The following is a 26,935-nucleotide window of genomic DNA, read 5'->3' on the forward strand; positions in this document are numbered from 1 at the left end:
GCCACGGCCGGACCTCCTTCACTCGCTCATCATGAGCTCTTGCGTACGCGTAGATACCACTCGCACAGCAGCCGCACCTGTTTGGCGGTGTAGCCCTTCTGCACCATGCGATTGACGAAATCCTCGTGCTTCTTGAGCTCGTCGGCGCTGCTCTTGGCGTTGAAGCTGATGACGGGCAGCAGCTCCTCGGTGTTCGAGAACATCTTCTTCTCGATCACCGTGCGCAGCTTCTCATAGCTCGTCCACAGCGGGTTCTTGCCTGCGTTGCCGGCGCGAGCGCGCAGCACGAAATTGACGATTTCGTTGCGGAAGTCCTTGGGATTGCTGATGCCCGCGGGCTTCTCGATCTTTTCGAGCTCGGCGTTGAGCGAGCTGCGGTCGAACACCTCGCCGGTGTCCTGGTCGCGGTATTCCTGGTCCTGGATCCAGTAGTCGGCGTAGGTGACGTAGCGGTCGAAGATGTTCTGGCCGTACTCCGAGTAGCTCTCGAGGTACGCCGTCTGGATCTCCTTGCCGATGAACTCGGCGTAGCGCGGGGCGATCAGCTCCTTGATATAGGACAGGTACTTCTGCTCGGATTCGGGCGCGAACTGCTCGCGTTCGATCTGCTGCTCGAGCACGTACATCAGGTGCACCGGATTGGCCGCGATCTCGCTGCTGTCGAAGTTGAAGACCTTCGAGATGATCTTGAACGCGAAGCGCGTGGAGACGCCGCTCATGCCCTCGTCGACACCCGCGTAGTCGCGGTACTCCTGGATGGACTTCGCCTTGGGGTCGGTGTCCTTGAGGTTGTCGCCGTCGTAGACCTGCATCTTGCTGAAGATGCTGGAGTTCTCGGGCTCCTTCAGGCGCGTGAGCACCGAGAACTGCGCCATCATGCGCAGCGTGCCGGGCGCGCAGGGGGCGTGCGACAGCGAGGAGTTGCGCACCAGCTTCTCGTAGATCTTGATCTCTTCCGAGACGCGCAGGCAGTAGGGCACCTTGACGATGTAGATCCGGTCGAGGAAGGCCTCGTTGTTCTTGTTGTTGCGGAAGGTCTTCCACTCGCTCTCGTTGCTGTGCGCGAGGACGATGCCGTCGAACGGAATCGCGCCGAAGCCCTCGGTGCCCTTGAAGTTGCCTTCCTGGGTGGCCGTGAGCAGCGGGTGCAGCACCTTGATCGGCGCCTTGAACATTTCGACGAACTCGAGCAGGCCCTGGTTCGCCAGGCACAGGCCGCCGGAGTAGGCGTAGGCGTCCGGGTCGTCCTGCGCATAGTCCTCGAGCTTGCGGATGTCGATCTTGCCGACCAGCGAGGAGATGTCCTGGTTGTTCTCGTCGCCGGGCTCGGTCTTGGCGACCGCGATCTGCCGCAGCACCGAGGGGTAGCGCTTGACGACCTGGAACTGGCGGATGTCGCCGCCGTACTCCTCGAGCCGCTTCACGGCCCAGGGCGAGAGGATGCGCTGCAGGTAGCGGCGCGGGATCCCGTACTCCTTTTCGAGGATCTCGCCGTCTTCGGCCTCGTCGAAGAGACCGAGCGGCGATTCGTTCACCGGCGAGCCCTTGATCGAATAGAACGGCACGTGCTCCATGAGCTGCTTGAGGCGCTCGGCGATCGAGCTCTTGCCGCCGCCCACCGGTCCGAGCAGATAGAGGATCTGTTTCTTTTCCTCGAGGCCCTGCGCGCCGTGGCGGAAGTACGAAACCACCTGCTCGATGGCATCTTCCATGCCGTAGAACTCGCGGAACGCCGGATAGATCTTGATGACCTTGTTGGCGAAGATCCGCGACAGACGGGGGTGGTTGCGCGTATCCACCAGCTCCGGCTCACCGATGGCCTTGAGCATGCGCTCGGCCGCGGTCGCGTACGCCAATGGCTCCCGCTTGCAGATTTCCAGGTACTCCTGCAAGGACAGGACCTCTTCGCGCGTACGTTCGTAACGAGCCGCGAAGTTACTGATGACATCCATAGACACCTCCATCGAGTCAGCGGGGCGCTGCCCGGAGTCTCCGTGCTGCACACGTTGCATCGTTCGCAGGAATGGTGCCAGGTGATGTGTGCACGCTTCGGATTCACTCCTCAAGCAGGTACTTGGCTCTCAGCATAGAACAAACAGGGCGTCGAGCAAATTGCTTTTGGGATAAGAACCACACGAAGATTGAAAGTTCAGCGCAAAAGTTGGGGGCATCGTGAACTCGTTCGGTAACCCTGACATGCACGATGGGCTTGCTGCCGCCATCGTCGTGCGCACAGGGGGCCTGCACGTGTCGGGATTCGTCGTCTGCACCTGTCGGTTCTTTCCATATTCCCTGAGGCTCTATTCCAATCGAAACGCGCGACGCGTCCGTGCGGCATACGAATAAGCGCGAATTGCGCGACAATGACTCTGCATATTCTTATGCGGCGGCGCGACACAAAAAAGCGGCCGATGGGCCGCTTTTTTCTTTCCGGTCCGAGCCGCGGCCCTGCATCGCGCTCACTCGACCTTGCCGATCTTCCGGACCGCTTCCGTCATGGTGGCCGCATCCGCGTTCCAGTAGGCCTGGAACGCGGGCGCATCGAGGTAGGCGAGCGGACTGCCGGCCTTTTCGATCACCTGCGCCACGGCCGGGTCCGCCGCGACCCTGGCGGAGGCGGCCCGGAGCTTGCGAATCACCTCGTCCGGCGTCCCGGCCGGAACGAAGAGCCCCGACCACTGCGCGAACTTCACGTCGAAGCCGGCCTGCTGCAGGCTGGGCAGTGCGGCGAGCGGCTGATCGCCCCAGTGCGCGAGCGCCCGCAGCTTGCCGGCCTGGATCTGCTGCACCACGGTGGCCGGTCCGCCGGCCACCGCATCCACCTGGCCGGCGAGCAGCGCCATCACCGCCGGCCCGGCGCCGGTGTACGGAATGTGGGTCATGCGGAAGCCGGCGGCGTTCTTCAGCATCTCCATCGGCACGTGCATGGTTCCGTAGTTGCCGGAACTGCCGTAGTTGTAGGTGCCCGGTTTGGTGCGCGCGTCGGCGATGAACTCGGCCAGCGTCTTCCACGGTGCGTCGGCGCGCACCACCAGCACGGTCGGGTCGGCGGTGAAACGCGCGATCGGCTTGAACTGGTTCATCTGGTAGGCGGGCTTGCGGGCCAGGATGGCGTCGGCTTCGGGGAGGATCGAAATCGACGACAGGCTCAGCAGCACCGTGTAACCGTCCGCGGGCGCCCGGGCGACGAAGCCGATCCCGACGGCGCCGCCGGCACCCGCCTTGTTGTCGACGACCACCGGCTGCCTGAGTTCGCGCGACAGGGCCTCGGCCACCGGCCGGGCCACCGTGTCGGCGACGCCGCCGGGGGGGAAGGGCACGACCATCGTGATCGGCCTTTCGGGCCAGTTGTTCTGGGCCAGCGCGCCGGGCGCCGCGGCGCAGCCGGCGGCCGCGAGCAGCGCGGCCTGCAGCAGCGTGCGTCGTGATGCGTTCATGGATGTTGTCTCCGTCTTGTCGTGTTCGGGGGCGAGCTTCAGACGAACCGGTTTTCCAGCACGCCCAGGCCGTCGATCTCGATGCGGACCACGTCGCCCGACTTGAGGTACTGGGGCGGCGTGAGGCCCATGCCGACGCCGGCCGGCGTGCCGGTCGCGATCACGTCGCCGGCGTTCAGCGTGATGCCGCGCGAGCAGGTTTCGATCAGCGTCGGGATGTCGAAGATCAGGTCGGTGGTCCGGCCGTCCTGGCGCGGTTCGCCATTGACCCAGCAGCGCACCCGGGTTCGGGTGCCGTCGAGTTCGTCGGCGGTGACGACCCACGGACCCATCGGGCAGAAGGTGTCGAAGGACTTGCCCAGATCCCACTGCTGGTGCCGCATCTGCACATCGCGCGCGGTCACGTCGTTGACGATGGTGTAGCCGAACACGTGCGACATGGCGTCTTCGCGCGTGATGTTGCGGCCCGGCTTGCCGATCACAACGGCGAGTTCGGCCTCGTAGTCGATCTGCGCCGAGATCGCCTCGCCGGGCAGGCGCACCTCGTCGTTCGGGCCGATCACGCATTCGGGCACCTTCGTGAAGACGATCGGCCATGAATCGACCTTGGCGGCGCTGTTCCTGAAGACCGAACCCGACAGCTCCTTGGCGTGCGCGTGGTAGTTGCGTCCCACGCAGAAGATGTTGCGGCGCTGCATGGGCAGTGGCGCTTCGAGCCGGACGGCGCCCAGCGGCACGGGCTGGCCGGTGGCGGGCAGCGATTCGCCGGCGGCCTGCGCCTCGATGAGTGAGAGCGCACCACGGCGGGTGCGCGATGCTTCGATCTGGAACGGCGACACCGTCTGGCCGTCGGCCGAGACGAGGCCGACCTGGCGGCGGCCTTGGTGCTGATAGGTGGCAATGCGCAAAATGATCTCCTGTTGACCGACCAAATGCTACCAATCGGATACCAAGTGCACAATAGAGCCAGGCCCTGCACTGACATTGATACGATCGGTGCGCCCACCAACTCATCCTCTTGCGCCCAACGTGCACAGTGCCTTGACCCTGCGGGAAGCGATCCTCGAGAACCTGAAGTCGCGCGCCTGGCGTGCCGGACACCGGTTGCCCACCGAGCGCGAGCTCTGTGGGCAGTTCGGGCTCAGCCGCTCGACCGTGCGGCGGGTGCTCGGTGACCTGAAGACCCGAGGGCTGATCACGCAGACCGTCGGCAGCGGCACCTACGTCAGCCACGACGTCGGGCGCGCGCTGGCGGACATCGCGAGCGGCACATCGCCGCTCGCGACCAGTCCGGCGGAACTCATGAGCGCGCGCCTGGTGCTGGAGCCAGCGATCATCGCCATGGTGATCGGCAATGCGACGGCGGCGGATTTCGACAGGATGGATCAGTGCTGCGACAAGAGCGAGGCGGCCGCGACCCTCGAGGAATTCGAGCTGTGGGACGGCAGGCTGCACGAGGCGATCGCCGATGCCGCGCACAACAGCTTCATCTCCACCGTGTTCCAGCGCATGAACGAGGTCCGGGCGCAAAGCGAGTGGGGCATGCTCAAGCGCCGCAGCGCCACGCCGGAGCGCCGGCTCGAATACCAGCGCGAGCATCGCGAACTGGTGGCGGCGCTGAAGGACCGCGACAGCGCCCGCGCCGCCGAGCTCTGCCTCGGGCACCTGGTGCATGTGCGGCGCAACCTGCTGGGCTACTGAATTGGCGCCCGCGCCACATCCTCTTGCGGACTAACCCGGCCCCGCATTGACCCCCGTGCGGGGGCTCGCTATATTGGTACGCAATTGGAAGTTTTACATACCAATCGATACCAATAGGGGCGGGACCACCCACCCCAGATCCGGAGACAAAAGGAATGACGCATTGGGTTCAGCGTGCGCGGCCGGCGCTTCGCGCCTGGATCGCCGCGGCACTGGCGGCGGCCGCCCCATGGGCCGTGGCGCAGGACTATCCGACCCGTCCGGTGCGGGTCATCGTGCCGTTTGCCGCAGGCGGCCCGGCGGACGTGTATGCGCGTGTCGTCGCCAACCGGCTGCAGGAAGCGCTGGGCCAGGGTTTCGTGGTGGACAACCGCCCCGGCGCCGGCTCGGTGATCGGCACCGATGCCGCCGCCAAGAGCCCGCCGGACGGCTACACGCTGCTCCTGATGTCCAACGCGCAGACAGTCAACGAGTCGCTGATCCCGAACAAGCCGTATCAGCTCATGCGCGACCTCACGCCGGTCGCGGCGATCAACTATTCCGATCTGGTGCTCGTGACGCGCAGCGGCCTGCCGGTGGACAACCTGGGGCAGCTGATCGCGATGGCGAAGTCCCGCCCCGGGGCGCTGACCTACGCCTCGTCCGGCCCCGGAACGCCCTACCACATGGCCGGCGAGCTCTTCAAGGCGATGGCGGGCGTGTCGATCCTGCACATCCCGTACCGCGGCAGCGCCGGCGCGCGCACCGACGTGCTCGGCGGCCAGGTCGACATGATGTTCGACGCGGTGCCGACCATGGCCGAGCACGTCCGCGCCGGCAGGGTGAAGGCCATGGCGACCACCGGCCTCGCGCGCTCGGCCGTGATGCCGGACGTGCCGACGGTCGACGAGGCCGGTGTGTCCGGGTACGAAGCCACGATCTGGCTGGGCCTGATGGCGCCGAAGGGCACGCCGCCCGCGATCGTCGAGCGCCTCAACGCGGAAGTGGTCGGGATCGCATCGAACCCGGACGTGGTCCGCGCCTGGAAGGCGCAGGGCGCGACGCCGATGACGATGAATGTTGCCGATTTCACCCGTTACATGAACGACGACATCGCCAAGTGGGCGCGCATCGTCAAGATCTCCGGCGCGAAGGCTGACCAATGAATATTCTTTGTGCGGGCGCTGCCCAGGGCCTGGTCAAGGCCTTGCAGGGCGTTTTCCTGGAGCTGACCGGCGCCAAGGTCGAAGGGCGCTTCGGCGCGGTGGGCGCGATGAAGGAGGCCCTGCTGGCCGGCGAGCCGTGCGACGTGATGATCGTCACTGCGCCGATGGTGGCCGAACTCCAGAACGAAAGACGGCTGATCGTCGATTCGGAAGCAGCGCTCGGCCGTGTGCGCACCGGCATCGCGGTCCGCACGGGCGATCCGGTGCCCGCGATCTCGACGCCCGAGGCGCTGAGGGCGAGCCTGCTGGCCGCGAGCGCGATCTATTTTCCCGATGCGCAGCGCTCCACGGCCGGCATCCATTTCGCGTCGGTGCTGGCGAAGCTGGGCATCGCCAGCAACGTCGCGGCGCGGCTTCGCACCTTTCCGAACGGCGCCACCGCCATGCGCGAACTGGCGGCGGAATCGCGCCGCGGCGCGATCGGCTGCACCCAGATCACCGAAATCAGGTACACGCCCGGCGTCGCGCTGGCCGGGCCCCTGCCGGAGGCTTTCGAACTCGCGACGGTCTACACGGCCGCAGTGAGCGCGACGGCGCGCAATCCGGCGCTGGCCCAGCGCTTCGTGGCGCTCCTGGCCGGGCCGACCTCGCGCAGCCTGCGAGCGCAGGGCGGCTTCGAGCTCAGCTGAAGAACTCCTTCGCCTTGTCGAACCAGCCCTTGTCGGTCGGGCTGTGCTTGTCGCCGCCCTTCTTGAGCGACTCGTCGAGTTCCTTCAGCAGCTTGCGCTGGTGCTCGGTGAGCTTGACCGGGGTTTCCACGCGCACGTGGCAGTACAGGTCGCCGGGATAGCTCGACCGTACGCCCTTGATGCCCTTGCCGCGCAGGCGGAACTGCTTGCCGCTCTGCGTGCCGTCAGGAATGTCGATCGCCGCCGGTCCCTTGAGCGTCGGCACGCTGATCTCGCCGCCGAGCGCCGCGATCGTGATGCTGACCGGCACCACGCAGTGCAGGTCGTCGCCGTCGCGCTCGAAGATCTCATGCTTCTTGAGGCGGATCTCTATATAGAGATCGCCGGGCGGGCCCCCGTTGGTGCCGGGCTCGCCGTTGCCGCTGCTGCGGATGCGCATGCCGTCGTCGATGCCGGCCGGGATCTTCACTTCCAGCGTCTTGTTGTTCTTGATCTTGCCCTGGCCGTGGCAGGTGGTGCACGGCTCCGGAATGATCTTGCCCGAACCATGGCAGGTCGGGCAGGTCTGCTGCACGCTGAAGAAGCCCTGGCGCATCTGGACCGCGCCCTGGCCGTGGCAGGTGGTGCAGGTGATCGGCTTGGTGCCCGGCTTGGCGCCGCTGCCCTTGCAGGTCGCGCAGTCGTCCCAGTTCGGGATGCGGATCTGGGCGTCCTTGCCCTCGGCGGCTTCCTCGAGCGTGATCTCCATCGCATAGCTCAGGTCGCTGCCGCGGTAGACCTGCCGACCACCGCGACCGCCGCCGCGCGCACCGAACACGTCGCCGAAGATGTCGCCGAACGCCTCCGCGAAGCCGCCGAAGCCTTCGGCACCGGGGCCGCGCATGTTCGGGTCGACGCCGGCGTGGCCGTACTGGTCGTAGGCCGCGCGCTTCTGGCCGTCCGACAGCATTTCGTAGGCTTCCTTGACCTCCTTGAACTTGGCCTCGGCGTCCTTGGAGTCCCCGTGGTTGCGGTCGGGATGGTGCTTCATCGCGAGCTTGCGATAAGCCTTCTTGATTTCCTCGTCGCTTGCGTTCTTCGGGACGCCGAGGGTTTCGTAGTAGTCGCGTTTGGTGGCCATGGTGAGGCAGGTCGAGAGGAGGCGGGGTCAGGAAGCGGAAAAGGCTGGATCACCTTCGGGTGACCCAGCCTCGTGTCAGGGCGAGCGAATCAGCCCTTCTTGACTTCCTTCACTTCGGCGTCGACCACGTTGTCGTCCGCCGCAGCGCTCGCGGCTTCGGCGCCGGCGCCAGCCGCGGCACCGGCCGCGCCGGCCGCCGCCTGCGCGTCGGCGTACATCTTCTCGCCGAGCTTCTGGCTCGCGGCCATCAGCGCGTTGGTCTTTTCCTCGATCGCGGACTTGTCCTCGCCCTTGAGCACGTCCTCGACGGCCTTGATCGCGGCTTCGATCTTTTCCTTTTCGCCGGCATCCAGGCTCGCGCCGTGTTCGCCCAGCGACTTCTTCACGCTGTGGACCATGGCTTCGCCCTGGTTGCGCGCCTGGGCGAGCTCGACCTTCTTCTTGTCCTCGGCCGCGTTGAGCTCGGCGTCCTTCACCATCTTCTGGATCTCGTCTTCCGACAGGCCCGAGTTCGCCTTGATGGTGATCTTGTTTTCCTTGCCGGTGCCCTTGTCCTTGGCGCCGACGTGCAGGATGCCGTTGGCGTCGATGTCGAAGCTGACCTCGATCTGCGGCGTGCCGCGCGATGCCGGCGGAATGCCTTCGAGGTTGAATTCGCCGAGCAGCTTGTTGCCCGCTGCGACTTCGCGCTCGCCCTGGAACACCTTGATGGTCACGGCCGGCTGGTTGTCTTCGGCGGTCGAGAAGGTCTGGGCGAATTTCGTCGGGATCGTGGTGTTCTTGGTGATCATCTTGGTCATCACGCCGCCCATCGTCTCGATGCCGAGCGACAGCGGGGTCACGTCCAGGAGCAGCACGTCCTTGCGGTCGCCCGAGAGCACCTGGCCTTGAATGGCGGCGCCGACGGCCACGGCTTCGTCCGGGTTCACGTCCTTGCGCGGGTCCTTGCCGAAGAACTCCTTGACCTTGTCCTGCACCTTGGGCATGCGGGTCTGGCCGCCGACCAGGATCACGTCGCTGATGTCCGACACGGAAACGCCGGCATCCTTGATCGCGGTGCGGCAGGGCGCGATGGTGCGCTCGATCAGGTCGTCCACCAGGCTCTCGAGCTTGGCGCGGGTGAGCTTGATGTTCAGGTGCTTCGGACCCGAGGCATCGGCCGTGATGTAGGGCAGGTTGATGTCGGTCGCGGCGCTGTTCGACAGCTCGATCTTGGCCTTCTCGGCCGCTTCCTTCAGGCGCTGCAGCGCGAGCACGTCCTTGGAGAGGTCGACGCCCTGTTCCTTCTTGAACTCGGAAATGATGTAGTCGATCACTCGCTGGTCGAAGTCCTCGCCGCCGAGGAAGGTGTCGCCGTTGGTCGACAGCACTTCGAACTGCTTTTCGCCGTCCACGTCGGCGATCTCGATGATCGAGATGTCGAAGGTGCCGCCGCCGAGGTCATACACCGCGATCTTGCGGTCGGCCTTGTCCTGCTTGTCGAGGCCGAAGGCCAGCGCGGCAGCGGTCGGCTCGTTGATGATGCGCTTGACGTCCAGGCCCGCGATGCGGCCGGCGTCCTTGGTGGCCTGGCGCTGGCTGTCGTTGAAGTAGGCCGGCACGGTGATCACCGCTTCGCTCACGGTCTCGCCGAGATAGTCCTCGGCGGTCTTCTTCATCTTGCGCAGGATTTCGGCGCTGATCTGCGGCGGCGCGAGCTTCTTGCTGCGCACTTCGACCCAGGCGTCACCGTTGTCGGCCTTGGTGATGCTGTAGGGCATCAGGTCGATGTCCTTCTGGACTTCCTTCTCTTCGAACTTGCGGCCGATCAGGCGCTTGACAGCGTAGATGGTGTTCTTGGGGTTCGTGACCGCCTGGCGCTTGGCCGAGGCGCCGACCAGCACTTCACCGTCTTCCTGGTACGCCACGATCGAGGGCGTCGTACGCGCGCCTTCGGAGTTCTCGATCACGCGCGTGGTGTTGCCTTCCATGATCGCCACGCACGAGTTCGTGGTGCCGAGGTCGATGCCGATGATTTTGGCCATGTTGTTGCTCCTGGGGATCTGAAATGAGGTTGTTGTGAACTTGTGGATAACCCCGTGCGATTCAAGGGATCGGCTGGGGTTTTCCTGTGGGTTTCCTGTTGGCTTTCAGCTCGGGCTGCTGACCGTGACGAGGGCCGGGCGCAGGATGCGGTCGGCGATCGTGTAGCCCTTCTGCAGCACGTTGGCGACGGTGTTGGGTTCCTGCCCGGGAACCGGGACCATGGAGATCGCCTGGTGCAGGTGCGGGTCGAACTTGCTGCCCGCCGGCGGCGCGATCTCGATGACCTTGTTGCGCTCCAGCGCGCTCTTGAGCTGGCGCAGCGTGGCTTCGGTGCCTTCGCGCAGGTGCTCGACCGAGGCGTCCTGCGCCGCGAGGCCGGCTTCGAGGCTGTCCAGCACGGGCAGCAGGCTCTCGGCGAAGCCTTCGATCGCGAACTTGCGGCCCTTGCTGACCTCCTCGTCGGCGCGGCGGCGGGCGTTCTGAACATCGGCTTGCGCGCGCAGGAACTGGTCGGCCAGTTCGGCGTTCTTGGCCTGCAATGCCGCGATCTCGGCCTGGGCCGCCGCCAGCGCATCGGCTTCGTTGGCGGCCTGTGCAGCCTCCAGCTCTTCAGGGCTGGGCTGGTTCTGCAGGGTCTCGGGATTCGGTTGGGTGTTTTGCGGGTCTGACATGCTCAAAATGCCGGCGACCAAGCCGGAAATCAACGAAAAACGAACGACAAGCAGCCAACTGGGGTCTGCCGCCGGGTTTTCAAGAAAAAAAGCGCCGGAAAACGGCGCATTTCATCGGCTCCGCGGAGCCGGTCAGTGGGCGTCGAGCAGCTCGACGTCGAACTTGAGGGTGGCGTTCGGCGGAATCACGCCGCCGGCGCCGCGCGCGCCATAGCCGAGCGACGGCGGAATGATCAGGGTGCGCTTGCCGCCGATCTTCATGCCGGCGACGCCTTCGTCCCAGCCCTTGATGACCTGGCCGGCGCCGAGCGAGAAGGCGAAGGGGTCGTTGCGGTCGCGGCTGGAGTCGAACTTGGCGCCTTGCACGCCGTCGTTGTAGAGCCAGCCGGTGTAGTGCACATGCACGTGCTGGCCAGGCTTGGCTTCGGCGCCGTCGCCGACCGTGGTGTCTTCGTACTGCAGGCCGGAGGGGGTGGTGGGCATGGTGCGCTCCTGTGGAAAGTGGGAGGAAACCGCGCAGTTTAACGAGGCCAGGGGGGCGCTCTGCAGGCCGCGGCGCCGTCGGCCCGTCCTAGGGTGCCGGCGCGGGCGTTTTCCTGGCCTGGCCCTGTTGCCATTTCGCGGCGAAGGCCTGCAGGTCCGAGAGCCGCTTGAGCAGGTCCTGCCCGCTCAGCGTCAGGCTGTATCCCTCGTGGCCATGGCTGACGAGGCCGGCTTCACGCAGCTCCTTGATGCGGGTGTTGAGCGTGTTCGGGGTGATGCCGCCGACGCTGTCCTGCAGCAGGCGGAAGGTCTGGGCATGACCATCGCGCAAGGCCCAGAGGACGCGCAGCGCGTATCGCGCTTCCAGCAACGCGAGCAACTGGCTGATCGCTGCGTTTTCCTTGCCACTCGTCGACATCAGACTCCTCGGGAACACGGCAGCCGGCGCGGCCACTTTCTTCTTGTGACAGGCTCGTGACCCCACGAGCCGGGCGGCGACTATAGCCCAGAAGGTCGATTGCTACAACTTTAATAGCTGAGAAGGCAGGCAGGCTGCGGGCTGTGGGCGCGCGAGTTCAAGCTGCTGCGTAATTGGCCATGCTTTCGCCGAGGCGGATGGGGCGTGCAGGCGCCCAGTCCGGATTGAAGGCCACCGGCGGGGAAGGAAACAGCAGGACCACCGTCGAGCCGAGCAGGAAGCGGCCCATTTCCTCGCCCTTTTTCAGCATGACCTGCTGGTCGTCGTAGCGCCATTCGCGGATCTCGCCCGGGCGCGGCGGGTTGACCACGCCGTGCCACACCGTCGCCATGCTGCCGACGATGGTCGCGCCCACGAGCACCAGCACGAACGGTCCGCGCGCCGACTCGAAGACGCACACCACGCGTTCGTTGCGCGCGAAGAGGCCGGGCACGCCGCGCGCCGTCACCGGGTTGACCGAGAACAGGTCGCCCGGCACGTAGGTCATGCGCAGCAGGCGGCCGTCGCAGGGCATGTGGATGCGGTGATAGTCCCGCGGACTCAGGTAGAGGGTCGCGAAGCTGCCCTGCTCGAAACGCTCGGCGAGCGCCGCGTCGCCGCCGACCAGCGCGGTGGTCGAGTAGCTGTGTCCCTTGGCCTGGAAGATCTGATCGCCCTCGATCGGGCCGAACTGGCTGATCGCGCCGTCGACCGGCGCCACGAGGTCGGCATCGGCGATCGGCCGTGCGCCGGGCTTGAGAGCGCGCGTGAAGAACTCGTTGAAGCTACGGTAGCTCGCGACGTCGCTGGCTAGGGCCTCGCTCATGTCGACGCCGTACTTGGCGACGAAGCGCCGGATGATCCAGGTCGTGAGCGCGCCGCGCTCCTTGCCCGCGACCCATCCCGCAAACGAGGTCAATGCCTGCTTCGGGATCAGGTATTGCGGCAGGACGGCAAGGCGGTCGGACAAGGGCGTTCTCGGCTGGGGCGGTGGGCGATTCTATCGATCGGCCTGGAACCGGCCGGGCCGTCCACCGGGCGGCCCGTGCCGCCTCAATCCGGCTTGATGTTTGCGGCCTTGATGACCTGCGCCCACTTCTCGACCTCGGCCTTCTGGAAGGCCGCGATCTGTGTGGTCGTCATGTCGGCCGGCTGCATGCCGAAGCTCTTGAGTTTCTCCTGCATGTCGGGCTCCGCGAGGATCGTGCGGATCTCCTTGTGGAGCCGGTCGATGACCGGCGCCGGCGTGCCCGCGGGCACGAAGATCGCCTGCCACGACAGCACCTCGAAGTTCGTGAGGCCCGGAATGCCCGATTCGGCGACGGTGGGCACGTCGGGCATCGAGGGCAGGCGCTTGGCAGAGGTCACCGCGATCGCGCGCAGCTTGCCGCTCTGGATGTGCGGGCCCGCGACGACGGTGGTGTCGAACATCATGTCCACCTGCCCGCCGATCACGTCCTGGATCGCCGGGCCGCTGCCCTTGTAGGGGATGTGCGTGAACTTCACGCCGGACTTGTACGCCAGCAGCTCGAGCGCGAGATGCTGCGAGGTGCCGGTGCCGGCCGAGGCCGACGACAGGCCGCCTGGCTTGGCCTTGCCGGCTTGGAGCACGTCCTTCAGCGTCTTGTACGGGCTCGCGTGGTTGACCACCAGCACCACCGGATTGGTGCCGATCAGCGTCACCGGTGCGAAGGACTTCAGCGGGTCGTAGCCGATCTTCGGATAGAGGCTGACGTTGATCGCGTGCGAGCTGATCGTGCCGCCCAGCAGGGTGAAGCCGTCCGGCGCGGCGCGGGAAGCGATCTCCGAGCCGATGCTGCCGCCCGCGCCGCCCCGGTCGTCCACCACCACGGTGGTGCCGAGCGCGGAGCCGAGCTTCTGTCCGATGAGCCGCGCGAGCACGTCGGTGGTACCGCCGGCAGGGAAGGGCACCATGTAGGTGATCGTCTTGCCGGTCGGCCACGCGGACTGCGCGAATGCGGGCAATGAGGGCAGGGCGCCGGCCAGGGAGGCGAGCGCGGTGTGGATGAGGGTGCGGCGTTGCATGAATGGGTCTCCAGGGGCCTCAGGGCTTGATGTTGAGCTTGGCGATCAGGTCCTTGTAGTAGGCGTTGTCCCTGGCCAGCGTCTCTTTGAAGGCCGCGCCGTCGGTGTAGGCGTAGCCGAGGTTCAGCTTGTCCATCGCCTCGCGCATCACGGGCTCGGCGGCGGTCTTGGCCGTGATCTCGCGCAGCTTGGCCATCACTTCGGGCGGCGTGTTCTTCGGCGCGCCGAGCCCGCGCCAGGTGCCGATCGAGACATCGATGCCACGCTCCTTGGCGGTCGGCACTTTCTCGAAGCCCTTCACGCGCTGGTCTGCCATGACCATCAGCATCTTGAGCTTGCCGGACTGCACGTAGGTCGAGACCTCGGCCGGGCTCACGGCAACCGCCTCGATGTGCCCGCCGAGCAGCGCCAGCACCGCGGGCGCCGCGCCCTGGAACGGGATGTGGCCGAACTTGGCGCCGGTCTTGTCCTCCAGCGCCGCCGCGGCGAGATGCCAGATCGAGCCATTGCCCGAATTGCCGACGCGCACGCTTTCGGGACTCTTCTTCGCGGCCGCGAGGAATTCCTCGATCGTGTTCCACGGCGCATCGGCCTTGACCGTGATCGCCGCCGGATCGGCATTGAGCTGCGCGATCGGCTGGAAGTCGTCGTAGTTGAACTTGGCCAGGCCGAGGTGCGGCAAGGTCAGCAGCTCGACCGTGAGCACCGCGAGCTTGTAGCCGTCGGGCTTGGCGTTGATGACCTCGGTCCACCCGATCGCGCCGCCCGCGCCCGCGCGGTTCACGACGACCATGCTCTGCGACATGTGCTTGCGGCTCGCGTCCGCGAAGGTGCGCGCGAGGCCGTCGGTGCCGCCGCCGGGCTGGTAGGGCACCACGAGCTCGATCGTGCGGTTGGGGAAGTCCGTCTCGGCCGCGGCCGGTGCCGCGAGCCCGAGCGAGAGGGCCGCCAGCGCCGAGATCGCAGCCGCGCCGCGCAGGAAAGTCGTTTTCAAGTCTTGGTCTCCGTTGTTGTCGATGAAAAGGCGAACCGGGCTCAGGGCATCCCTCAGGTCACCGGCGCCGGATTGAACAGCACCAGCGCGTTGTGCAGCTTCCACTGCTCGGCCCAGGTCTTCTTCCTGCCGCTGGCGACTTCGAGCATGAGGCGGAACAGCTCCCAGCCCACCTCCTCGATGGTGACTTCACCGTCGGCGATGCGTCCCGCGTTCACGTCCATCAGGTCATGCCAGCGCCGCGCCAGGTCGCTGCGCGTGGCGACCTTGATCACCGGCACCTCGGCCAGGCCATAAGGCGTGCCGCGGCCGGTGGTGAACACATGCAGGTTGATGCCCGCGGCCACCTGCAGCGTGCCGCAGATGAAGTCGCTGGCCGGCGTCGCCGCGTAGATCAGGCCCTTCTGCCTCGCCTTCTCGCCCGGCGAGATCACGCCCGAGATCGGCGCGCTGCCGGACTTGACGATCGAGCCCATCGCCTTCTCCACGATGTTGGAGAGGCCGCCCTTCTTGTTGCCCGGCGTGGTGTTGGCGCTGCGGTCCACCCGGCCCTTGTCCAGGTAGGCGTCGTACCAGGCCATCTCGCGGATCATCGCCTCGGCGACTTCGGGCGTGGTCGCGCGCGCGGTGAGCTGGTCGATGCCGTCGCGCACCTCGGTGACTTCGGAGAACATCACGGTGGCACCTGCGCGCACCAGGAGGTCGGTGCAGAAGCCCACGGCCGGGTTGGCGGTGACGCCCGAGAACGCATCGCTGCCGCCGCACTGGACACCGACCACGAGTTCGCTCGCGGGCACGGTTTCGCGCTGCCTTGCATTCAGGCGTTCCAGGTGCTCCTCGGCCTGCCGCATGATCGAATCGATCATCGACATGAAGCCCACGTGCGCCTCGTCCTGCAGGCAGACCACGTCGAGCTGGCTGTCGGCACTGTCGCCCACGTCGGCGACGTTGCGCTCGTCGACCAGCGGGATGCTGCCGGGCGGCAGCAGCCGTTCGGGCTGGAGCTTCTCGCAGCCCAGGCTCACCACCATCACCTCGCCGCCGAAGTTGGGGTTGAGGCTGATGTTGCGCAGCGTGCGGATCGGAATGACCGCATCGGGTGCATCGATGGCCACGCCGCAGCCGTAGCTGTGCTCCAGGGCAACGACGTCATCGACGTTCGGGAACCTGGGCAGCAGCTCTTTCTTGATGCGATCGACGGCGAACTCGGTCACGCCGGCCACGCACTGCACGGTCTGGGTGATCGCGAGGATGTTGCGGGTGCCCACCGAGCCGTCCGGGTTGCGAAAGCCCTCGAAGCTGAAGCCCTCCAGCGGCGGCATCGCGGGCGGGCGGGCGGTGGCGATCGGCAGGCCTTCGAGTTCGCGCGCGGCGGGCATCTTCAGGAGCCGCTCGTGCACCCAGCTGCCGGCCGGGATGTCCTTCTGCGCATAGCCGATGGCGACGTCGTAGCGGCGCACTTCGCCGCCTTCGGGGATGTCGACCAGCGCGACCTTGTGCGCCTGCGGCACCTTCTCGCGCAGGGTCAGGCCCGATGGGAAGACGGTGCCCGCCGGCAGGCCGCCGTCGTTGGCCACGATCGCGACGTTGTCGCGCTCGTGCATGGTGATGAAGAGGGGAGGACGGTCGGAAGTGGATGACATGGACGTTCTTGCTCAGCTCTCGAGCATGATGCTCTCGACCCAGTTGGGCCCCTGGCCCGCAGGGCATTCTGCGAGTGCCTGCAGAGCGCCTGTCGCCCCGTCGATCTCGTACAGGCGCAGCCGATGCGAGCGCTGCCCGGCCGCGATCAGGAAGCGGCCATCCGGCGTGATGTTGAAGCCGCGCGGCTGCGTTTCGGTCGGCACATGGCCGATAAGCGTCAGCATGCCGCTCGCGGGATCGACCCGGAAGGCCGCAAGGGTGTCGGAGCGCCGTTCGCTGCTGTAGAGGAAGCGGCCGTTGGGCGTGAGATGCAGGTCGGACGCCCACGGGGCGCCGCTGAAGCCTGGGGGCAGCGAACTGAGTGTCTGCAGCGGTTGCAGCGTGCCGGTGGTCGAATCGAATGCGAGGACGTCGATGGCCCCGTCCAGTTCGCCCAGCAGGTAGACGAAGCGCGCGTCGCGGCTGAACACGAAGTGACGGGGGCTGGCCTGCGCGTGCGGCTGCAGGGTGGGTGGCGTGTTGGGCGTCAGTTGTCCGCTGGCCGCATCGAAGCGAAGCTGCACGACGACGCCCGCGCCCAGCGTGCTGGCGAAGACGAAGCGGTTCGACGGATCGGCCTGGATCGCGTGCGCGTTCGGGCCGGTCGGCAGCACCTGCTGCGTGGCCTGCGCCACGCCGTTGGCGTCCATCGCATTGACCGCGATCTGGTTGCCGCCATACGAGGCACTGAGCAGGTAGCGGCCGGTGCGATCGGTCGCGATGTAGGCCATGCTGTGAGGCAGCGGCGCGGCGCCCAGGGGCGTGAGCCGGCCGTTCCTCGGATCGATCGCGAAGCTCAGCGCCTCGCGCGGCTCCGAGCGCCGCGCGGCGTAGAGCCGCCGGCGGTCGGGGCTCAATGCGAGCGGCATCACTTCCCCGCCGACCTGGACGGTCTGCACCGCAACGAGCGTGCGTTCGCGGGGATCGAGATGCAGGACGCTGATGTCGCCGCTCTCGGCGTTCGAGACGTAGACGCAGAACATCGTCAGAACACGGGGTGGCCGTGGATGATCGACGGCAGCCAGGTCGAGAACGAAGGCACGTAGGTCACCAGCGTGATCGCGATGAAGATCGCCAGGTAGTAGGGCCACGCGGTCTTCGTGGCCTCGCCGATGGAGATCTTGCCGATCGCGCAGCCGATGAACTGCACCGTGCCCACCGGCGGATGCACCAGGCCCAGCGCGCAGTTGAGCAGCAGCATCATCCCGAACTGCACCGGGCCCACGCCCATCTGGATGGCCAGCGGAAGGAACAGCGGCGTGGTGATGAGGATGTGCGCGGCCATGTCCAGGAACACGCCCAGGAAGATCTGGATGATGTTGATGTACAGCAGCATCAGCCACGGCGTCGTGGTCGCGGCCAGCAGCGCGGCCTCGATCGTGTCGGGGATCTCCAGGTACGCCATCTGGTAGCGCAGCATGTTCGACACGCCGATCAGCAGCAGGATCACGCCGGTGGTCTTGGAGGCCTTGGCCAGCGACTTGAGCAGCTTCTGCCGGGTCATCGTGCGGTAGACGACGACGGTCAGCAGCAGGGAGTAGGTCACCGCGATCGCCGCGGCCTCGGTGGCCGTTGCCACGCCTTGCATCACGCAGAACAGGATGATCGCGATGACCAGCAATCCGGGGATCGCGGCGACGAAGGTGCGCACCACCGTGCTCCAGCCCGGGAAACGCTCGACCATCGTGCTGCCGTCCTCGCGCTTCGGATAGCCGTACTTCGCGGCCTGCCAGTAGGCGGCGACCAGCATGCAGACCATGATCCAGAAGACCGGAATCAGCCCCGCGAACATCAGGTCGCCGATCGACACGCCCTTGATGACGTGCCCGGCGATCTCGCCCACGGCCGCCTGGGCCGCGAAGGCGTAGATGATCATGTTGTGCGAGGTCGGCATCAGCGCGCCCGAGAGCGACGCATGCGTGGTGACGTTGACCGCGTAGGCTGCGCTGTAGCCCTCCTTCTTCATGACCGGGATCAGCACGCCGCCCATGGCCGAGGTGTCGGCGACCGGCGAGCCCGAGACGCCGCCGAACAGCGTCGAGGCGACCACGTTGGCGAGGCCGAGGCCGCCCTTCCAGTGGCCGACGAGGCTGCGCGCGAAGGCGACGATCTTGTCCGCGATGCCGCCGTGCAGCATCAGCTCGCCCGAGAAGATGAAGAAGGGGATGGCCAGGAACGAGAACACGTTCATGCCCGAGACCATCATCTGGATCGCCGTCTCGAAGGGCAGGCCTTCATAGGCGAAGGTGAGGAGACAGCTCAGCCCGATCGCGAACGCGACCGGCATCCCGAGGACCAGGAAGACCAGGAAACTGAGAGACAGCAGCGTCAATGCCATGATGGAACGACCTCGTGGCCGGAGAATTGGGAGACGAGGTGCTCGACGGAAAACAGCGTGATCAGCACACCGGCAGCGAGAACCGGGAGGTAGCGGATGGCTTCGGAAATGCCGAGGGTCGGGATGGTGGTCTCGCGCGTCGACGTCGCCATCTCCACGCCGCCGGCGACGAGCGCCACGGCGAAGGCGATGGTGAGGACGTAGACGACGACCTTGCACCAGAACTGCCCCTTCGGGGGCAGCGCCTTCACCAGCGAATCCAGGCCGATGTGCCCGGCGTCCCGCACACCGGCGGAAGCGCCGAACATGGCGACCGAGACCACCAGCAGCAGTGCGACCTGTTCTACATAGGCGGGCGCGTCATTGAAGGCGTAGCGAAGAACCACGCCATAGACCACCACGCCCAGCAGGCCCACCAGGCAGATGCACGCGAAGTACATCGCCCAACGCGAGAGCCTCGCGTTCAGTCGGGTTAGCAAGGTCATCGCGGCGCATTACTTGGTGTCGACGATTTCCTGCACCAGCGCCTTGAGTTCGGGCGTGGTGGCGAACTTGTCCCACACGGGCTTCTCGACCTCGACGAAGGCCTTGCGGTCGATGTCGGCGGCCGCGACGACCTTCGCGCCACCCTTGACGACGGCGGCCTTGGCGTCCTTCTCGCGCGGCTCCCAGAGCTTCACGTAGTAGGGCACCGATTCCTTCGCGGCCTTGCGGATCTGCGCCTGTTCTTCCTTCGGCAGGGTGTCCCAAATCTTCTTGGAGAACACCAGCACTTCCGGCGTCATCACGTGCATCGTTTCCGAATACACGGGTGCGGCCTCGAAATGCTTGGCTTCCTCGTAGGACGGATAGTTGTTCTCGGCGGCATCCACCAGCCCGGTCTTGAGGCCGGTGTAGACCTCGGCGATCGGCATCGGCGTGGGCGATGCGCCCGTCGCGCCGACCAGGCTCACCATCAGGTCCGAGGGCTGCACGCGGATCTTCAGGCCCTTCATGTCGGCCACGTTCTTGATCGGCTTCTTGGCATACACCGAGCGCGCGCCGCTTTCGTAGAAGGCGAGGCCGACGAATCCGGCCTTCTCGAACGAAGCGAGGATCTTGTCGCCGGTCGGGCCGTACATCACCTTGCGGAAATGGTCGATGTCGCGGAACAGGAAGGGCAGCGACGGAATCACCGACTCCGGCACGATGCCGTGGAACGAGGCGCTGCTCACGCGCACCATGTCGAGCGCGCCGATCTTCACCTGCTCGACCGTGTCCTTCTCCGAACCCAGCGAGCTGTCGGCGAAGATCTTGATCTTGTCCTTGCCGCCGGTCGCGGCCGACAGCTGGTCGCTCATGTACTTCACCGCCATGTTGGTCGGGAAATCCTTGGAATGCACTTCCGCGGAACGGAAGTCGCGTGCCTGCGCATGCGTGGCGGCGAGCGCAACCACGGCGGTGGCGATCAGGCTGAGCAGTTTGCGGTTCGAAGTCTTCATGTCTCTTCCTTTGTTGGAATGGGGGTCTGGAAAAAAAGTGAGCTGAGGAGGGGGAATCGGTGGCTTATTCGAAGGGCCCTTGCGCGGTGAAGCCGCCGCCCTGGTAGACGGCGTTCGGATCGGTGGGGGCGACCGGCGGCTGGGCCTCGACCTTGGCGCGGAAGACTTCCGAGCTGTCCTGCGGGACATAGCCCAGGTGCGCGGCCGCGCTGTTGTCCCACCACACGTTCTTGTTGGCGGACATGCCGTAGACGACCGTGTGGCGCACGTCCGGCGTGAAGAGCGACTTCTCGACGAGCGCTGTGAGGTCGCGGTAGCTGAGCCAGGTGCTCATCATCCGGCGGTTGGCCGGCTCGGGGAACGAGGAGCCGATGCGGATGCTCACCGTCTCGATGCCCCAGCGGTCGAAATAGAACTGCGCCACGTCCTCGCCGAAGGACTTCGACAGGCCGTAGTAGCCGTCGGGCCGGCGCAGCGCGTGCGCGTCGAGGGGCTCGGTCTGCTTGTAGAAGCCGATCACGTGGTTGGAGCTGGCGAACACCACGCGCTTGACGCCATGGCGGCGCGCGGCTTCGTAGATATGGAACACGCCCTTGATGTTGCCTTCGAGGATTTCCTCGAATGGGCGCTCGACCGAAACGCCGCCCAGGTGCACGATGGCATCGCAGCCGGCCACGAGCGCATCGACCGCCTTCTTGTCGGCGAGGTCGCAGGGCACGACTTCTTCATGGGGGCCTCGCGCGGGGGCGAGCGCAGCGATGTCCGAAAGACGCAGGACGTCGGCGCAGGGGCGAAGGCGCTCGCGCAGCACCTTGCCGAGGCCGCCCGCGGCGCCGGTGAGCAGCAGGCGGGAAACACGTGGGGAGGTTGTCTCGCTCATGGAAATTCCGGATCTCTTGTCGTAGGTTATCGGTTGTCGTACAACAGCGCGGGGATTATCATCACGCCATGTCGAACCTGTCAACGGGGTCAACCTCAACCGCAGATCAACCCGCTTTCGGCGCCCCTGCGCGTCGACGAGGCCGGGGCCTGGCGCATGGGCTGGTCGACGACCTGAGCGAGAAGATCCGCAGCCAGCAATTGCGTCCTGGCGACAAGCTGCCGACCGAGTCGGCCATCATGCAGGCCTATGGCGTCAGCCGCACGGTGGTGCGCGAGGCGCTGTCCAAGCTGCAGGCCGCAGGCCTGGTCGAAACGCATCACGGCATCGGCACCTTCGTGCTGCAGCCCAAGGCCGCCGGGATGTTCCGGCTCGATGCTTCGGAACTCGCGACCTCGGTCGACGTGCTGGCGGTGCTCGAACTGCGCATCAGCCTCGAAACCGAATCCGCGGGGCTCGCTGCCATGCGGCGGTCCGAGGAGCAGCTCACGGCGATGCGCGAAGCGCTCGACGACTTCGAGCGCAACGTGGCGGTGGCGGGGGACACGGTCGCGCCCGACTTCCGCTTCCACCTGGAGATCGCGCAGGCCACGGGCAATCCCTATTTCGCGGACATCATGAGCCACCTCGGCACCACGATCATTCCGCGCACGCGCATCACCGCCATCCGCAACTACGACCGGCGCGGTGAATACCTGATGCGCGTGAACCGCGAACACGAGGAGATCTACGCGGCGATCGCGCGGCGCGATCCGGACTCCGCGCGCGCAGCGATGCGCATCCACCTGACGAACAGCCGCGAACGCCTGCGCATCGCGCAGGAGGCTGCGCGCAGCGCCGCCGAGGGGGCGCCGCAAGCCGATCCGGCCGCTGCGCCAGGTCCCGCACCCGCGGCCTGAAGCCAATGGCCTGAAGCGCTGGACATCGTGCCAAACTGGTTGTACGATGACTGATAACGTTGGGCCTTGAGCCGATCGTCATCCCCATTCCATCGCATCCGGAGACAAACGCATGACCCTGAACCGCCGCGACCTGATGTTCGGCGCGCTCGGCGCAGGCCTGATGGCCACGGGCGCAGCCCGCGCCGCCGATGCCTGGCCCGGCAAGCCGATTCGCATCGTGGTGCCGTATCCGCCCGGCGGGTCGTCGGACATCATCGCGCGGTTGATCAGCGCGCAGTTGTCGGAAGCGCTCAAGCAGTCGGTCATCGTCGAGAACAAGGCCGGCGCCAACGGCAACCTCGGCGCCGACTACGTCGCGAAGGCGCCGGCCGACGGCTACACCTTGCTCTTGTGCGACGTCGGCGCGCTGGCGATCAGCCCCTCGGTCTACACGAAGCTGTCCTTCGATCCGTCGAAGGACCTGCGCGGCGTGACGATGCTGGCCTATTCGCCGCACCTGCTGGTGGTGCATCCCTCGGTGCCGGCCGGCAATCTCAAGGAACTGGTCGCGCTGTCGAAGAAGGCCGACCTGAATTTCGCCGTGACCGCCACCGGCAGCGCGCCGCATCTCGCCGGCGTTGCGCTGGAGCGCGCAAGCGGCGCGCGCTGGCAGTACGTGCCCTACAAGGGCGGCGTGCAGGCGGTGCAGGACACCGTCGCCGGCCAGACCCAGGTGCTGATGAACGGCATGCTCGCGACCTGGCCCCACGTGCAGAGCGGCAAGCTCAAGGTGCTCGGCGTTTCCAAGCCGACGCGCATGCCGCTGATCGGCGAGGTGCCGACCATCGCGGAGCAGGGCGTGCCCGGCTTCGAATCCGGCACCTGGCAAGGCGTTCTGGTGCCGCGCGCTACGCCCGATGCGCTGGTGCAGCGCCTGAACAAGGAACTGATCGCGATCATCCGATCGGCCGAGGTGCGTTCGCGCCTCGCCGGGCAGGGCGCCGAGGTCGTGACGATGACGCCGCCCGAGCAGGACCAGTTCTTCGACAAGGAACGCGCACGCTGGGCGAAGGTCGTTTCCGCCGCGCAGATAAAACTTGACTGACCCCCAGCCTCGCCCACTTCGTGTGGCTCTGACACCCCCTCTCCGGGGGGCAATCCCAGCGGCCCGGCAAAGCCGGTTCCGCGGGATTCCTGGGCTGATTGCAGCGATTTTCCTCTGACCCTTTACTTACCACTCCTACACCATGAATCCACAAGAACTCAAGTCCATCATGGGCTCCGGCCTGCTGTCGTTCCCGCTGACCGACTTCGACGCCAACGGCGACTTCAACAGGAAGGGCTACATCGAGCGCCTCGAATGGCTGGCGCCTTATGGCGCGAGCGCGCTGTTCGCGGCCGGCGGCACCGGCGAGTTCTTCTCGCTGACCGGCGACGAGTACCCCGGGATCATCAAGACCGCGGTCGAGACCTGCCGCGGCAAGGTGCCGATCATCGCGGGCGCCGGTGGCCCGACGCGCTTCGCGATCCAGTGCGCGCAAGCGGCCGAGAAGGCCGGCGCGCACGGCATCCTGCTGCTGCCGCACTACCTCACCGAAGCCGGCCAGGAAGGCCTCGCCGCGCACGTCGAGGCCGTCTGCAAGAGCGTGAAGTTCGGCGTCATCGTCTACAACCGCGGCCAGAGCAAGCTCTACCCGGCGACGCTCGCCAGGCTGGCCGAGCGCTGCCCGAACCTCGTGGGCTTCAAGGACGGCATCGGCGACATCGAGCTGATGAGCTCCATCTACCTGAAGATGGGCGACCGCTTCGCCTACCTGGGCGGCCTGCCGACGGCGGAGGTCTACGCCGCGGCCTACAAGGCGCTGGGCACGCCGGTTTATTCATCGGCCGTCTTCAACTTCATTCCGAAGACCGCGATGGCGTTCTACCGCGCGGTGGCCAGCGACGACACCGCGACGCAGCATCGCCTGCTCAAGGACTTCTTCATGCCCTACCTCGCGATCCGCAACCAGGGCCAGGGCTATGCCGTGAGCATCGTCAAGGCCGGCGCCAAGATCGTCGGCCACGACGCAGGTCCGGTGCGCACGCCGCTGACCGACCTCAAGGCCGACGAGTACCAGGCGCTCGAGACGCTGATCGCGAAGCTCGGTCCGCAGTAAGCTCGCGGACCGATACCGATTCCCCAAGGATACCGCCATGCAGAAATTCGACAACCTCATCAACGGCGAATGGACCGCCGGCGCCAGCTACAGCGCGAACACCAATCCGAGCAAGCTCGCGGACGTGCTGGGCGAGTACGCCCAGGGCGATGCCGGCCAGGTCGATGCCGCGGTGGCGGCCGCGACGGCTGCGTTCCCGGCCTGGTCTACCGGCAGCGTGCAGGCGCGCTCGGAAGCGCTGGACAAGATCGGCAACGAGATCCTCGCGCGCAAGGAAGAGCTCGGCACGCTGCTCGCGCGCGAAGAGGGCAAGACGCGCGCCGAAGGCATCGGCGAGGCCACGCGCGCCGGCCAGATCTTCAAGTTCTTCGCCGGCGAATGCCTGCGCCTTTCGGGCGAGGTGATTCCGTCGGTGCGCCCCGGCATCGGCATCGAGATCACGCGCGAGCCGGTCGGCGTCGTGGGCCTGATCACGCCGTGGAACTTCCCCATTGCGATCCCCGCCTGGAAGGTGGCACCCGCGCTCGCCTTCGGCAACTGCGTGGTGCTCAAGCCCGCCGACCTCGTGCCGGGCTGCGCCTGGGCGCTGGCCGAGATCATCAGCCGCTCGGGCATTCCGGCCGGCGTCTTCAATCTCGTGATGGGCCGCGGCAGCGTGATCGGCAATGCGCTGGTCAAGCACCCGGGCATCCATGCGATCAGCTTCACCGGCTCGGTCGGCGTGGGCCGCGACATCGCGGTGCAGTGCGCGACCCTTGGCAAGAAGGTGCAGCTCGAGATGGGCGGCAAGAACCCGCAGGTGGTGCTCGACGACGCGGACCTGAACCAGGCCGTGGAGCTCAGCGTGCAAAGCGCCTTCTACTCGACCGGCCAGCGCTGCACCGCATCGAGCCGGCTGATCGTGACCGAAGGCATCTACCCGAAGTTCATCGAGGCGATGAAGGCGCGCATGGCCAGGATCAAGGTCGGCGATGCGCTCGCGCAGGGCACCGACATCGGCCCGGTCTCCAGCGGCAGCCAGCTGCAGCAGGACCTGGAATACGTCGAGATCGGCAAGAAGGAAGGCGCGACCCTGGCCGCGGGCGGCGAGCGGCTCAAGCTCGATACCGACGGCTTCTACATGTCGCCGGCGCTGTTCAGCGAATCGGTGGCCGCCATGCGCATCAACAAGGAAGAGATCTTCGGCCCGGTGGCCAGCGTCATCAAGGTCAAGAACTACGAGGAAGCGCTGGCGACGGCGAACGACACCGAGTTCGGCCTCTCGGCCGGCATCGCGACCACGAGCCTGAAGTACGCGACGCACTTCAAGCGCCACAGCCAGGCCGGCATGGTGATGGTGAACCTGCCCACGGCCGGCGTGGACTACCACGTGCCCTTCGGCGGCCGCAAGGGGTCGAGCTACGGGCCGCGCGAGCAGGGCCGCTATGCGCAGGAGTTCTTCACCATCGTGAAGACTGCCTACACGCTGGCTTGATGGGCTCTGAGCCCGCCTATTTCGGCGCGCGGATCGCCGATTTGGGCCGGAACGCCTTGCAGACCGATTCGTCGGTCTCGAGGTAGGGCCCGCCGATCAGGTCGATGCAGTAGGGCACGGCGGCGAAGATGCCCGGCACGACCTGCGTGCCGTCCGGGTTCTTCAGCCCTTCGAGCGTCTCGGCGATCGACTTGGGTTGGCCCGGCAGGTTGATGATCAGGCTCTTGTGGCGGATCACCGCCACCTGCCGCGACAGGATCGCGGTCGGGACGAAGCGCAGGCTGATCTGCCGCATCTGCTCGCCGAAGCCCGGCATTTCCTTGTGCGCCACGGCCAGCGTCGCCTCCGGCGTCACGTCGCGCAGCGCCGGCCCGGTGCCGCCGGTGGTCAGCACCAGCGAGCAGCCGGCGTCGACCAGTTCGATCAGCGCGGCGCTGATGCCTTGCTGCTCGTCCGGAATCAGGCGCGACGCGAAGGTGATCGGATTGCGCAGTGCGCGCTGCAGCCACTCCTGCAGGGCGGGCAGGCCCTTGTCTTCATAAACGCCGCTGGATGCGCGGTCGCTGATGGAGACGATGCCGATGCGGACCGGATCGAAGCTCAGGTCTGTCATGCATCTTCCTCGCGGGATTGCTCGGCCGCCTCGGCCGCGTGATCGTCGGTGCCATGCACGCGCAACTCCTCGCGCACGAGCTGGAACACGTCGCGATAGGCCTTGCCCTGGCGCGGCGCAACGCCCGGCGGGCCGGACTTCATGTCCTTGCGCGCCTGGCGCACCAGCGCGCGCAGCTGCTGGGCGTCGGTGCCGGGGTGCGTTTCGATCCAGCCGCCGAGCGCGTCGTCGTCGGCGATGAGGCGGTCGCGCCAGCGTTCGGCCTCGTGCAGCGCGGCGGCTTCCTGGGCCGGTCCGCGGTTCTGTTCGGCCAGCGCGGCACGCACCGCATCGATGGCCGACTCATCCAGCCCGCGCATCAGCTTGCCGACGAACTGCAGCTGCCGGCGCTTGCCTTCGAAATTGGTGATGCGCCGCGCCTCGGCGATCGCATCCCTGAGCTTGTCGCCGAGGTCGAGTTGATCGAAGAGGCTGGCGCGCAGCGTCAGCAGGGCTTCGCCGAGCGCCTGGAGTTCGGCGCTCTCGCGCTTGAGATCGGTCTTGCTTGCCGCGTCGGTGCCCTTGAGTTCACGCTTGAGCTCGAGGTCGAGTTCGCTGCCTTCGGCGACGAAGTGGCCGCGGACGAAGTAGCCTTTTTTGGGTTTGCGGGACATAGGGA

26 protein-coding genes are annotated in these 26,935 nt (G+C 66.5%); 7 read left to right on the plus strand and 19 right to left on the minus strand.

The genetic code is table 11. The annotated features are described in order from the left end of the window. Window positions 1-29 precede the first annotated feature (29 nt). The 3 genes from VAR608DRAFT_RS23140 to VAR608DRAFT_RS23150 form a co-directional block, all read right to left on the minus strand. The gene (locus VAR608DRAFT_RS23140) at window positions 30-1,952 is read right to left on the minus strand and encodes a PrkA family serine protein kinase (protein WP_088956194.1); all 1,923 of its coding nucleotides are present in this window, start codon (window positions 1,950-1,952) and stop codon (window positions 30-32) included. A gap of 507 nt (window positions 1,953-2,459) precedes the next feature. Further along, on the minus strand, window positions 2,460-3,437 hold the full coding sequence (locus tag VAR608DRAFT_RS23145; RefSeq protein WP_088956195.1) for a tripartite tricarboxylate transporter substrate binding protein: 978 nt from the start codon (window positions 3,435-3,437) through the stop codon (window positions 2,460-2,462). A 38-nt stretch (window positions 3,438-3,475) separates the two neighbouring features. Next, window positions 3,476-4,345, minus strand: coding sequence for a fumarylacetoacetate hydrolase family protein (locus tag VAR608DRAFT_RS23150; protein ID WP_088956196.1), 870 nt, complete (start codon window positions 4,343-4,345; stop codon window positions 3,476-3,478). Window positions 4,346-4,478: 133 nt separating this feature from the next. On the opposite strand from VAR608DRAFT_RS23150, the gene VAR608DRAFT_RS23155 reads away from it, so the two are divergent. The 3 genes from VAR608DRAFT_RS23155 (at window position 4,479) to VAR608DRAFT_RS23165 (ending at window position 6,972) form a co-directional block, all read left to right on the plus strand. Next, the gene (locus VAR608DRAFT_RS23155; protein WP_231972933.1) at window positions 4,479-5,138 is read left to right on the plus strand and encodes a FadR/GntR family transcriptional regulator; all 660 of its coding nucleotides are present in this window, start codon (window positions 4,479-4,481) and stop codon (window positions 5,136-5,138) included. Between the two features lie 155 nt (window positions 5,139-5,293). After that, window positions 5,294-6,283 carry a tripartite tricarboxylate transporter substrate binding protein gene (locus VAR608DRAFT_RS23160; protein ID WP_088956198.1) on the plus strand — a complete coding sequence of 330 codons (990 nt, stop codon included), beginning with the start codon at window positions 5,294-5,296 and terminating at the stop codon, window positions 6,281-6,283. Continuing rightward, window positions 6,280-6,972, plus strand: a complete 693-nt coding sequence (locus VAR608DRAFT_RS23165) for a molybdate ABC transporter substrate-binding protein (RefSeq protein WP_088956199.1) — start codon at window positions 6,280-6,282, stop codon at window positions 6,970-6,972. The genes VAR608DRAFT_RS23160 and VAR608DRAFT_RS23165 overlap by 4 nt, the downstream gene beginning before the upstream one ends. Here VAR608DRAFT_RS23165 and dnaJ read toward each other — a convergent pair. From dnaJ to VAR608DRAFT_RS23235, 14 genes are all read right to left on the minus strand, one after another. Continuing rightward, window positions 6,965-8,092: a molecular chaperone DnaJ gene (dnaJ, locus tag VAR608DRAFT_RS23170; protein WP_088956200.1), complete on the minus strand. Its 1,128-nt coding sequence runs from the start codon at window positions 8,090-8,092 to the stop codon at window positions 6,965-6,967. The two genes, VAR608DRAFT_RS23165 and dnaJ, sit on opposite strands and share 8 nt — an antisense overlap. 89 nt (window positions 8,093-8,181) lie before the next feature. Next, window positions 8,182-10,116 carry a molecular chaperone DnaK gene (dnaK, locus tag VAR608DRAFT_RS23175; RefSeq protein WP_088956201.1) on the minus strand — a complete coding sequence of 645 codons (1,935 nt, stop codon included), beginning with the start codon at window positions 10,114-10,116 and terminating at the stop codon, window positions 8,182-8,184. Window positions 10,117-10,221: 105 nt separating this feature from the next. After that, window positions 10,222-10,788: a nucleotide exchange factor GrpE gene (gene grpE, locus VAR608DRAFT_RS23180; protein ID WP_088958933.1), complete on the minus strand. Its 567-nt coding sequence runs from the start codon at window positions 10,786-10,788 to the stop codon at window positions 10,222-10,224. 132 nt (window positions 10,789-10,920) lie between these two features. Further along, on the minus strand, window positions 10,921-11,271 hold the full coding sequence (locus VAR608DRAFT_RS23185) for an FKBP-type peptidyl-prolyl cis-trans isomerase (protein ID WP_088956202.1): 351 nt from the start codon (window positions 11,269-11,271) through the stop codon (window positions 10,921-10,923). An 88-nt stretch (window positions 11,272-11,359) separates the two neighbouring features. Beyond that, on the minus strand, window positions 11,360-11,689 hold the full coding sequence (locus VAR608DRAFT_RS23190) for a winged helix-turn-helix transcriptional regulator (RefSeq protein WP_088956203.1): 330 nt from the start codon (window positions 11,687-11,689) through the stop codon (window positions 11,360-11,362). A gap of 157 nt (window positions 11,690-11,846) precedes the next feature. After that, entirely contained in the window at window positions 11,847-12,698 is an 852-nt protein-coding gene (gene asd / locus VAR608DRAFT_RS23195; RefSeq protein ID WP_088956204.1) for an archaetidylserine decarboxylase, read from the minus strand. An 83-nt stretch (window positions 12,699-12,781) separates the two neighbouring features. Then, a complete protein-coding gene (locus VAR608DRAFT_RS23200) occupies window positions 12,782-13,774 on the minus strand; it encodes a Bug family tripartite tricarboxylate transporter substrate binding protein (protein ID WP_088956205.1) in 993 nt (330 codons plus the stop codon). Between the two features lie 19 nt (window positions 13,775-13,793). Next, window positions 13,794-14,768 carry a tripartite tricarboxylate transporter substrate binding protein gene (locus tag VAR608DRAFT_RS23205; protein WP_088956206.1) on the minus strand — a complete coding sequence of 325 codons (975 nt, stop codon included), beginning with the start codon at window positions 14,766-14,768 and terminating at the stop codon, window positions 13,794-13,796. Window positions 14,769-14,821: 53 nt separating this feature from the next. Next, entirely contained in the window at window positions 14,822-16,411 is a 1,590-nt protein-coding gene (gene garD / locus VAR608DRAFT_RS23210; RefSeq protein ID WP_088956207.1) for a galactarate dehydratase, read from the minus strand. A gap of 12 nt (window positions 16,412-16,423) precedes the next feature. Continuing rightward, window positions 16,424-17,434 carry a lactonase family protein gene (locus tag VAR608DRAFT_RS23215; protein WP_088956208.1) on the minus strand — a complete coding sequence of 337 codons (1,011 nt, stop codon included), beginning with the start codon at window positions 17,432-17,434 and terminating at the stop codon, window positions 16,424-16,426. A 2-nt stretch (window positions 17,435-17,436) separates the two neighbouring features. Continuing rightward, on the minus strand, window positions 17,437-18,789 hold the full coding sequence (locus VAR608DRAFT_RS23220; RefSeq protein ID WP_088956209.1) for a TRAP transporter large permease: 1,353 nt from the start codon (window positions 18,787-18,789) through the stop codon (window positions 17,437-17,439). Beyond that, the gene (locus VAR608DRAFT_RS23225; protein ID WP_088956210.1) at window positions 18,780-19,274 is read right to left on the minus strand and encodes a TRAP transporter small permease; all 495 of its coding nucleotides are present in this window, start codon (window positions 19,272-19,274) and stop codon (window positions 18,780-18,782) included. Before VAR608DRAFT_RS23225 ends, VAR608DRAFT_RS23220 begins: the two co-directional genes overlap by 10 nt. Before the next feature lie 9 nt (window positions 19,275-19,283). Next, the gene (locus VAR608DRAFT_RS23230; protein ID WP_088956211.1) at window positions 19,284-20,270 is read right to left on the minus strand and encodes a TRAP transporter substrate-binding protein; all 987 of its coding nucleotides are present in this window, start codon (window positions 20,268-20,270) and stop codon (window positions 19,284-19,286) included. Window positions 20,271-20,334: 64 nt separating this feature from the next. After that, window positions 20,335-21,150, minus strand: a complete 816-nt coding sequence (locus tag VAR608DRAFT_RS23235) for an NAD-dependent epimerase/dehydratase family protein (protein ID WP_088956212.1) — start codon at window positions 21,148-21,150, stop codon at window positions 20,335-20,337. Between the two features lie 68 nt (window positions 21,151-21,218). On the opposite strand from VAR608DRAFT_RS23235, the gene VAR608DRAFT_RS23240 reads away from it, so the two are divergent. The 4 genes from VAR608DRAFT_RS23240 (at window position 21,219) to VAR608DRAFT_RS23255 (ending at window position 25,664) form a co-directional block, all read left to right on the plus strand. Then, complete coding sequence (locus tag VAR608DRAFT_RS23240) at window positions 21,219-22,049, plus strand: FadR/GntR family transcriptional regulator (protein WP_088956213.1); 831 nt, start codon at window positions 21,219-21,221, stop codon at window positions 22,047-22,049. Window positions 22,050-22,161: 112 nt separating this feature from the next. Beyond that, a complete protein-coding gene (locus tag VAR608DRAFT_RS23245) occupies window positions 22,162-23,136 on the plus strand; it encodes a Bug family tripartite tricarboxylate transporter substrate binding protein (RefSeq protein WP_088956214.1) in 975 nt (324 codons plus the stop codon). A gap of 142 nt (window positions 23,137-23,278) precedes the next feature. Next, complete coding sequence (gene kdgD / locus VAR608DRAFT_RS23250; RefSeq protein WP_088956215.1) at window positions 23,279-24,190, plus strand: 5-dehydro-4-deoxyglucarate dehydratase; 912 nt, start codon at window positions 23,279-23,281, stop codon at window positions 24,188-24,190. 37 nt (window positions 24,191-24,227) lie between these two features. Further along, the gene (locus tag VAR608DRAFT_RS23255; protein WP_088956216.1) at window positions 24,228-25,664 is read left to right on the plus strand and encodes an aldehyde dehydrogenase family protein; all 1,437 of its coding nucleotides are present in this window, start codon (window positions 24,228-24,230) and stop codon (window positions 25,662-25,664) included. 16 nt (window positions 25,665-25,680) lie between these two features. Here VAR608DRAFT_RS23255 and mog read toward each other — a convergent pair whose 3' ends face one another. After that, a complete protein-coding gene (gene mog / locus VAR608DRAFT_RS23260; RefSeq protein ID WP_088956217.1) occupies window positions 25,681-26,277 on the minus strand; it encodes a molybdopterin adenylyltransferase in 597 nt (198 codons plus the stop codon). After that, window positions 26,274-26,930 (minus strand): ribosome biogenesis factor YjgA, encoded by a 657-nt coding sequence (gene yjgA / locus VAR608DRAFT_RS23265; RefSeq protein WP_088956218.1) that lies wholly within the window; start codon window positions 26,928-26,930, stop codon window positions 26,274-26,276. Before yjgA ends, mog begins: the two co-directional genes overlap by 4 nt. Window positions 26,931-26,935: the final 5 nt, after the last annotated feature.

The organism is Variovorax sp. HW608 (genome assembly GCF_900090195.1).
Classification (GTDB): Bacteria; Pseudomonadota; Gammaproteobacteria; order Burkholderiales; family Burkholderiaceae_C; genus Variovorax.

Excerpts from the sequence above, each read along its gene's own strand:
- VAR608DRAFT_RS23140 (WP_088956194.1), bottom strand. The coding sequence starts at position 1,952 with ATGGATGTCATCAGTAACTTCGCGGCTCGTTACGAACGTACGCGCGAA.
- VAR608DRAFT_RS23145 (WP_088956195.1), bottom strand. The coding sequence starts at position 3,437 with ATGAACGCATCACGACGCACGCTGCTGCAGGCCGCGCTGCTCGCGGCC.
- VAR608DRAFT_RS23160 (WP_088956198.1), top strand. The coding sequence starts at position 5,294 with ATGACGCATTGGGTTCAGCGTGCGCGGCCGGCGCTTCGCGCCTGGATC.
- VAR608DRAFT_RS23165 (WP_088956199.1), top strand. The coding sequence starts at position 6,280 with ATGAATATTCTTTGTGCGGGCGCTGCCCAGGGCCTGGTCAAGGCCTTG.
- dnaJ (WP_088956200.1), bottom strand. The coding sequence starts at position 8,092 with ATGGCCACCAAACGCGACTACTACGAAACCCTCGGCGTCCCGAAGAAC.
- dnaK (WP_088956201.1), bottom strand. The coding sequence starts at position 10,116 with ATGGCCAAAATCATCGGCATCGACCTCGGCACCACGAACTCGTGCGTG.
- grpE (WP_088958933.1), bottom strand. The coding sequence starts at position 10,788 with ATGTCAGACCCGCAAAACACCCAACCGAATCCCGAGACCCTGCAGAAC.
- VAR608DRAFT_RS23185 (WP_088956202.1), bottom strand. The coding sequence starts at position 11,271 with ATGCCCACCACCCCCTCCGGCCTGCAGTACGAAGACACCACGGTCGGC.
- VAR608DRAFT_RS23190 (WP_088956203.1), bottom strand. The coding sequence starts at position 11,689 with ATGTCGACGAGTGGCAAGGAAAACGCAGCGATCAGCCAGTTGCTCGCG.
- VAR608DRAFT_RS23200 (WP_088956205.1), bottom strand. The coding sequence starts at position 13,774 with ATGCAACGCCGCACCCTCATCCACACCGCGCTCGCCTCCCTGGCCGGC.
- garD (WP_088956207.1), bottom strand. The coding sequence starts at position 16,411 with ATGTCATCCACTTCCGACCGTCCTCCCCTCTTCATCACCATGCACGAG.
- VAR608DRAFT_RS23215 (WP_088956208.1), bottom strand. The coding sequence starts at position 17,434 with ATGTTCTGCGTCTACGTCTCGAACGCCGAGAGCGGCGACATCAGCGTC.
- VAR608DRAFT_RS23220 (WP_088956209.1), bottom strand. The coding sequence starts at position 18,789 with ATGGCATTGACGCTGCTGTCTCTCAGTTTCCTGGTCTTCCTGGTCCTC.
- VAR608DRAFT_RS23225 (WP_088956210.1), bottom strand. The coding sequence starts at position 19,274 with ATGACCTTGCTAACCCGACTGAACGCGAGGCTCTCGCGTTGGGCGATG.
- VAR608DRAFT_RS23230 (WP_088956211.1), bottom strand. The coding sequence starts at position 20,270 with ATGAAGACTTCGAACCGCAAACTGCTCAGCCTGATCGCCACCGCCGTG.
- VAR608DRAFT_RS23235 (WP_088956212.1), bottom strand. The coding sequence starts at position 21,150 with ATGAGCGAGACAACCTCCCCACGTGTTTCCCGCCTGCTGCTCACCGGC.
- VAR608DRAFT_RS23240 (WP_088956213.1), top strand. The coding sequence starts at position 21,219 with ATGTCGAACCTGTCAACGGGGTCAACCTCAACCGCAGATCAACCCGCT.
- VAR608DRAFT_RS23245 (WP_088956214.1), top strand. The coding sequence starts at position 22,162 with ATGACCCTGAACCGCCGCGACCTGATGTTCGGCGCGCTCGGCGCAGGC.
- kdgD (WP_088956215.1), top strand. The coding sequence starts at position 23,279 with ATGAATCCACAAGAACTCAAGTCCATCATGGGCTCCGGCCTGCTGTCG.
- VAR608DRAFT_RS23255 (WP_088956216.1), top strand. The coding sequence starts at position 24,228 with ATGCAGAAATTCGACAACCTCATCAACGGCGAATGGACCGCCGGCGCC.
- mog (WP_088956217.1), bottom strand. The coding sequence starts at position 26,277 with ATGACAGACCTGAGCTTCGATCCGGTCCGCATCGGCATCGTCTCCATC.
- yjgA (WP_088956218.1), bottom strand. The coding sequence starts at position 26,930 with ATGTCCCGCAAACCCAAAAAAGGCTACTTCGTCCGCGGCCACTTCGTC.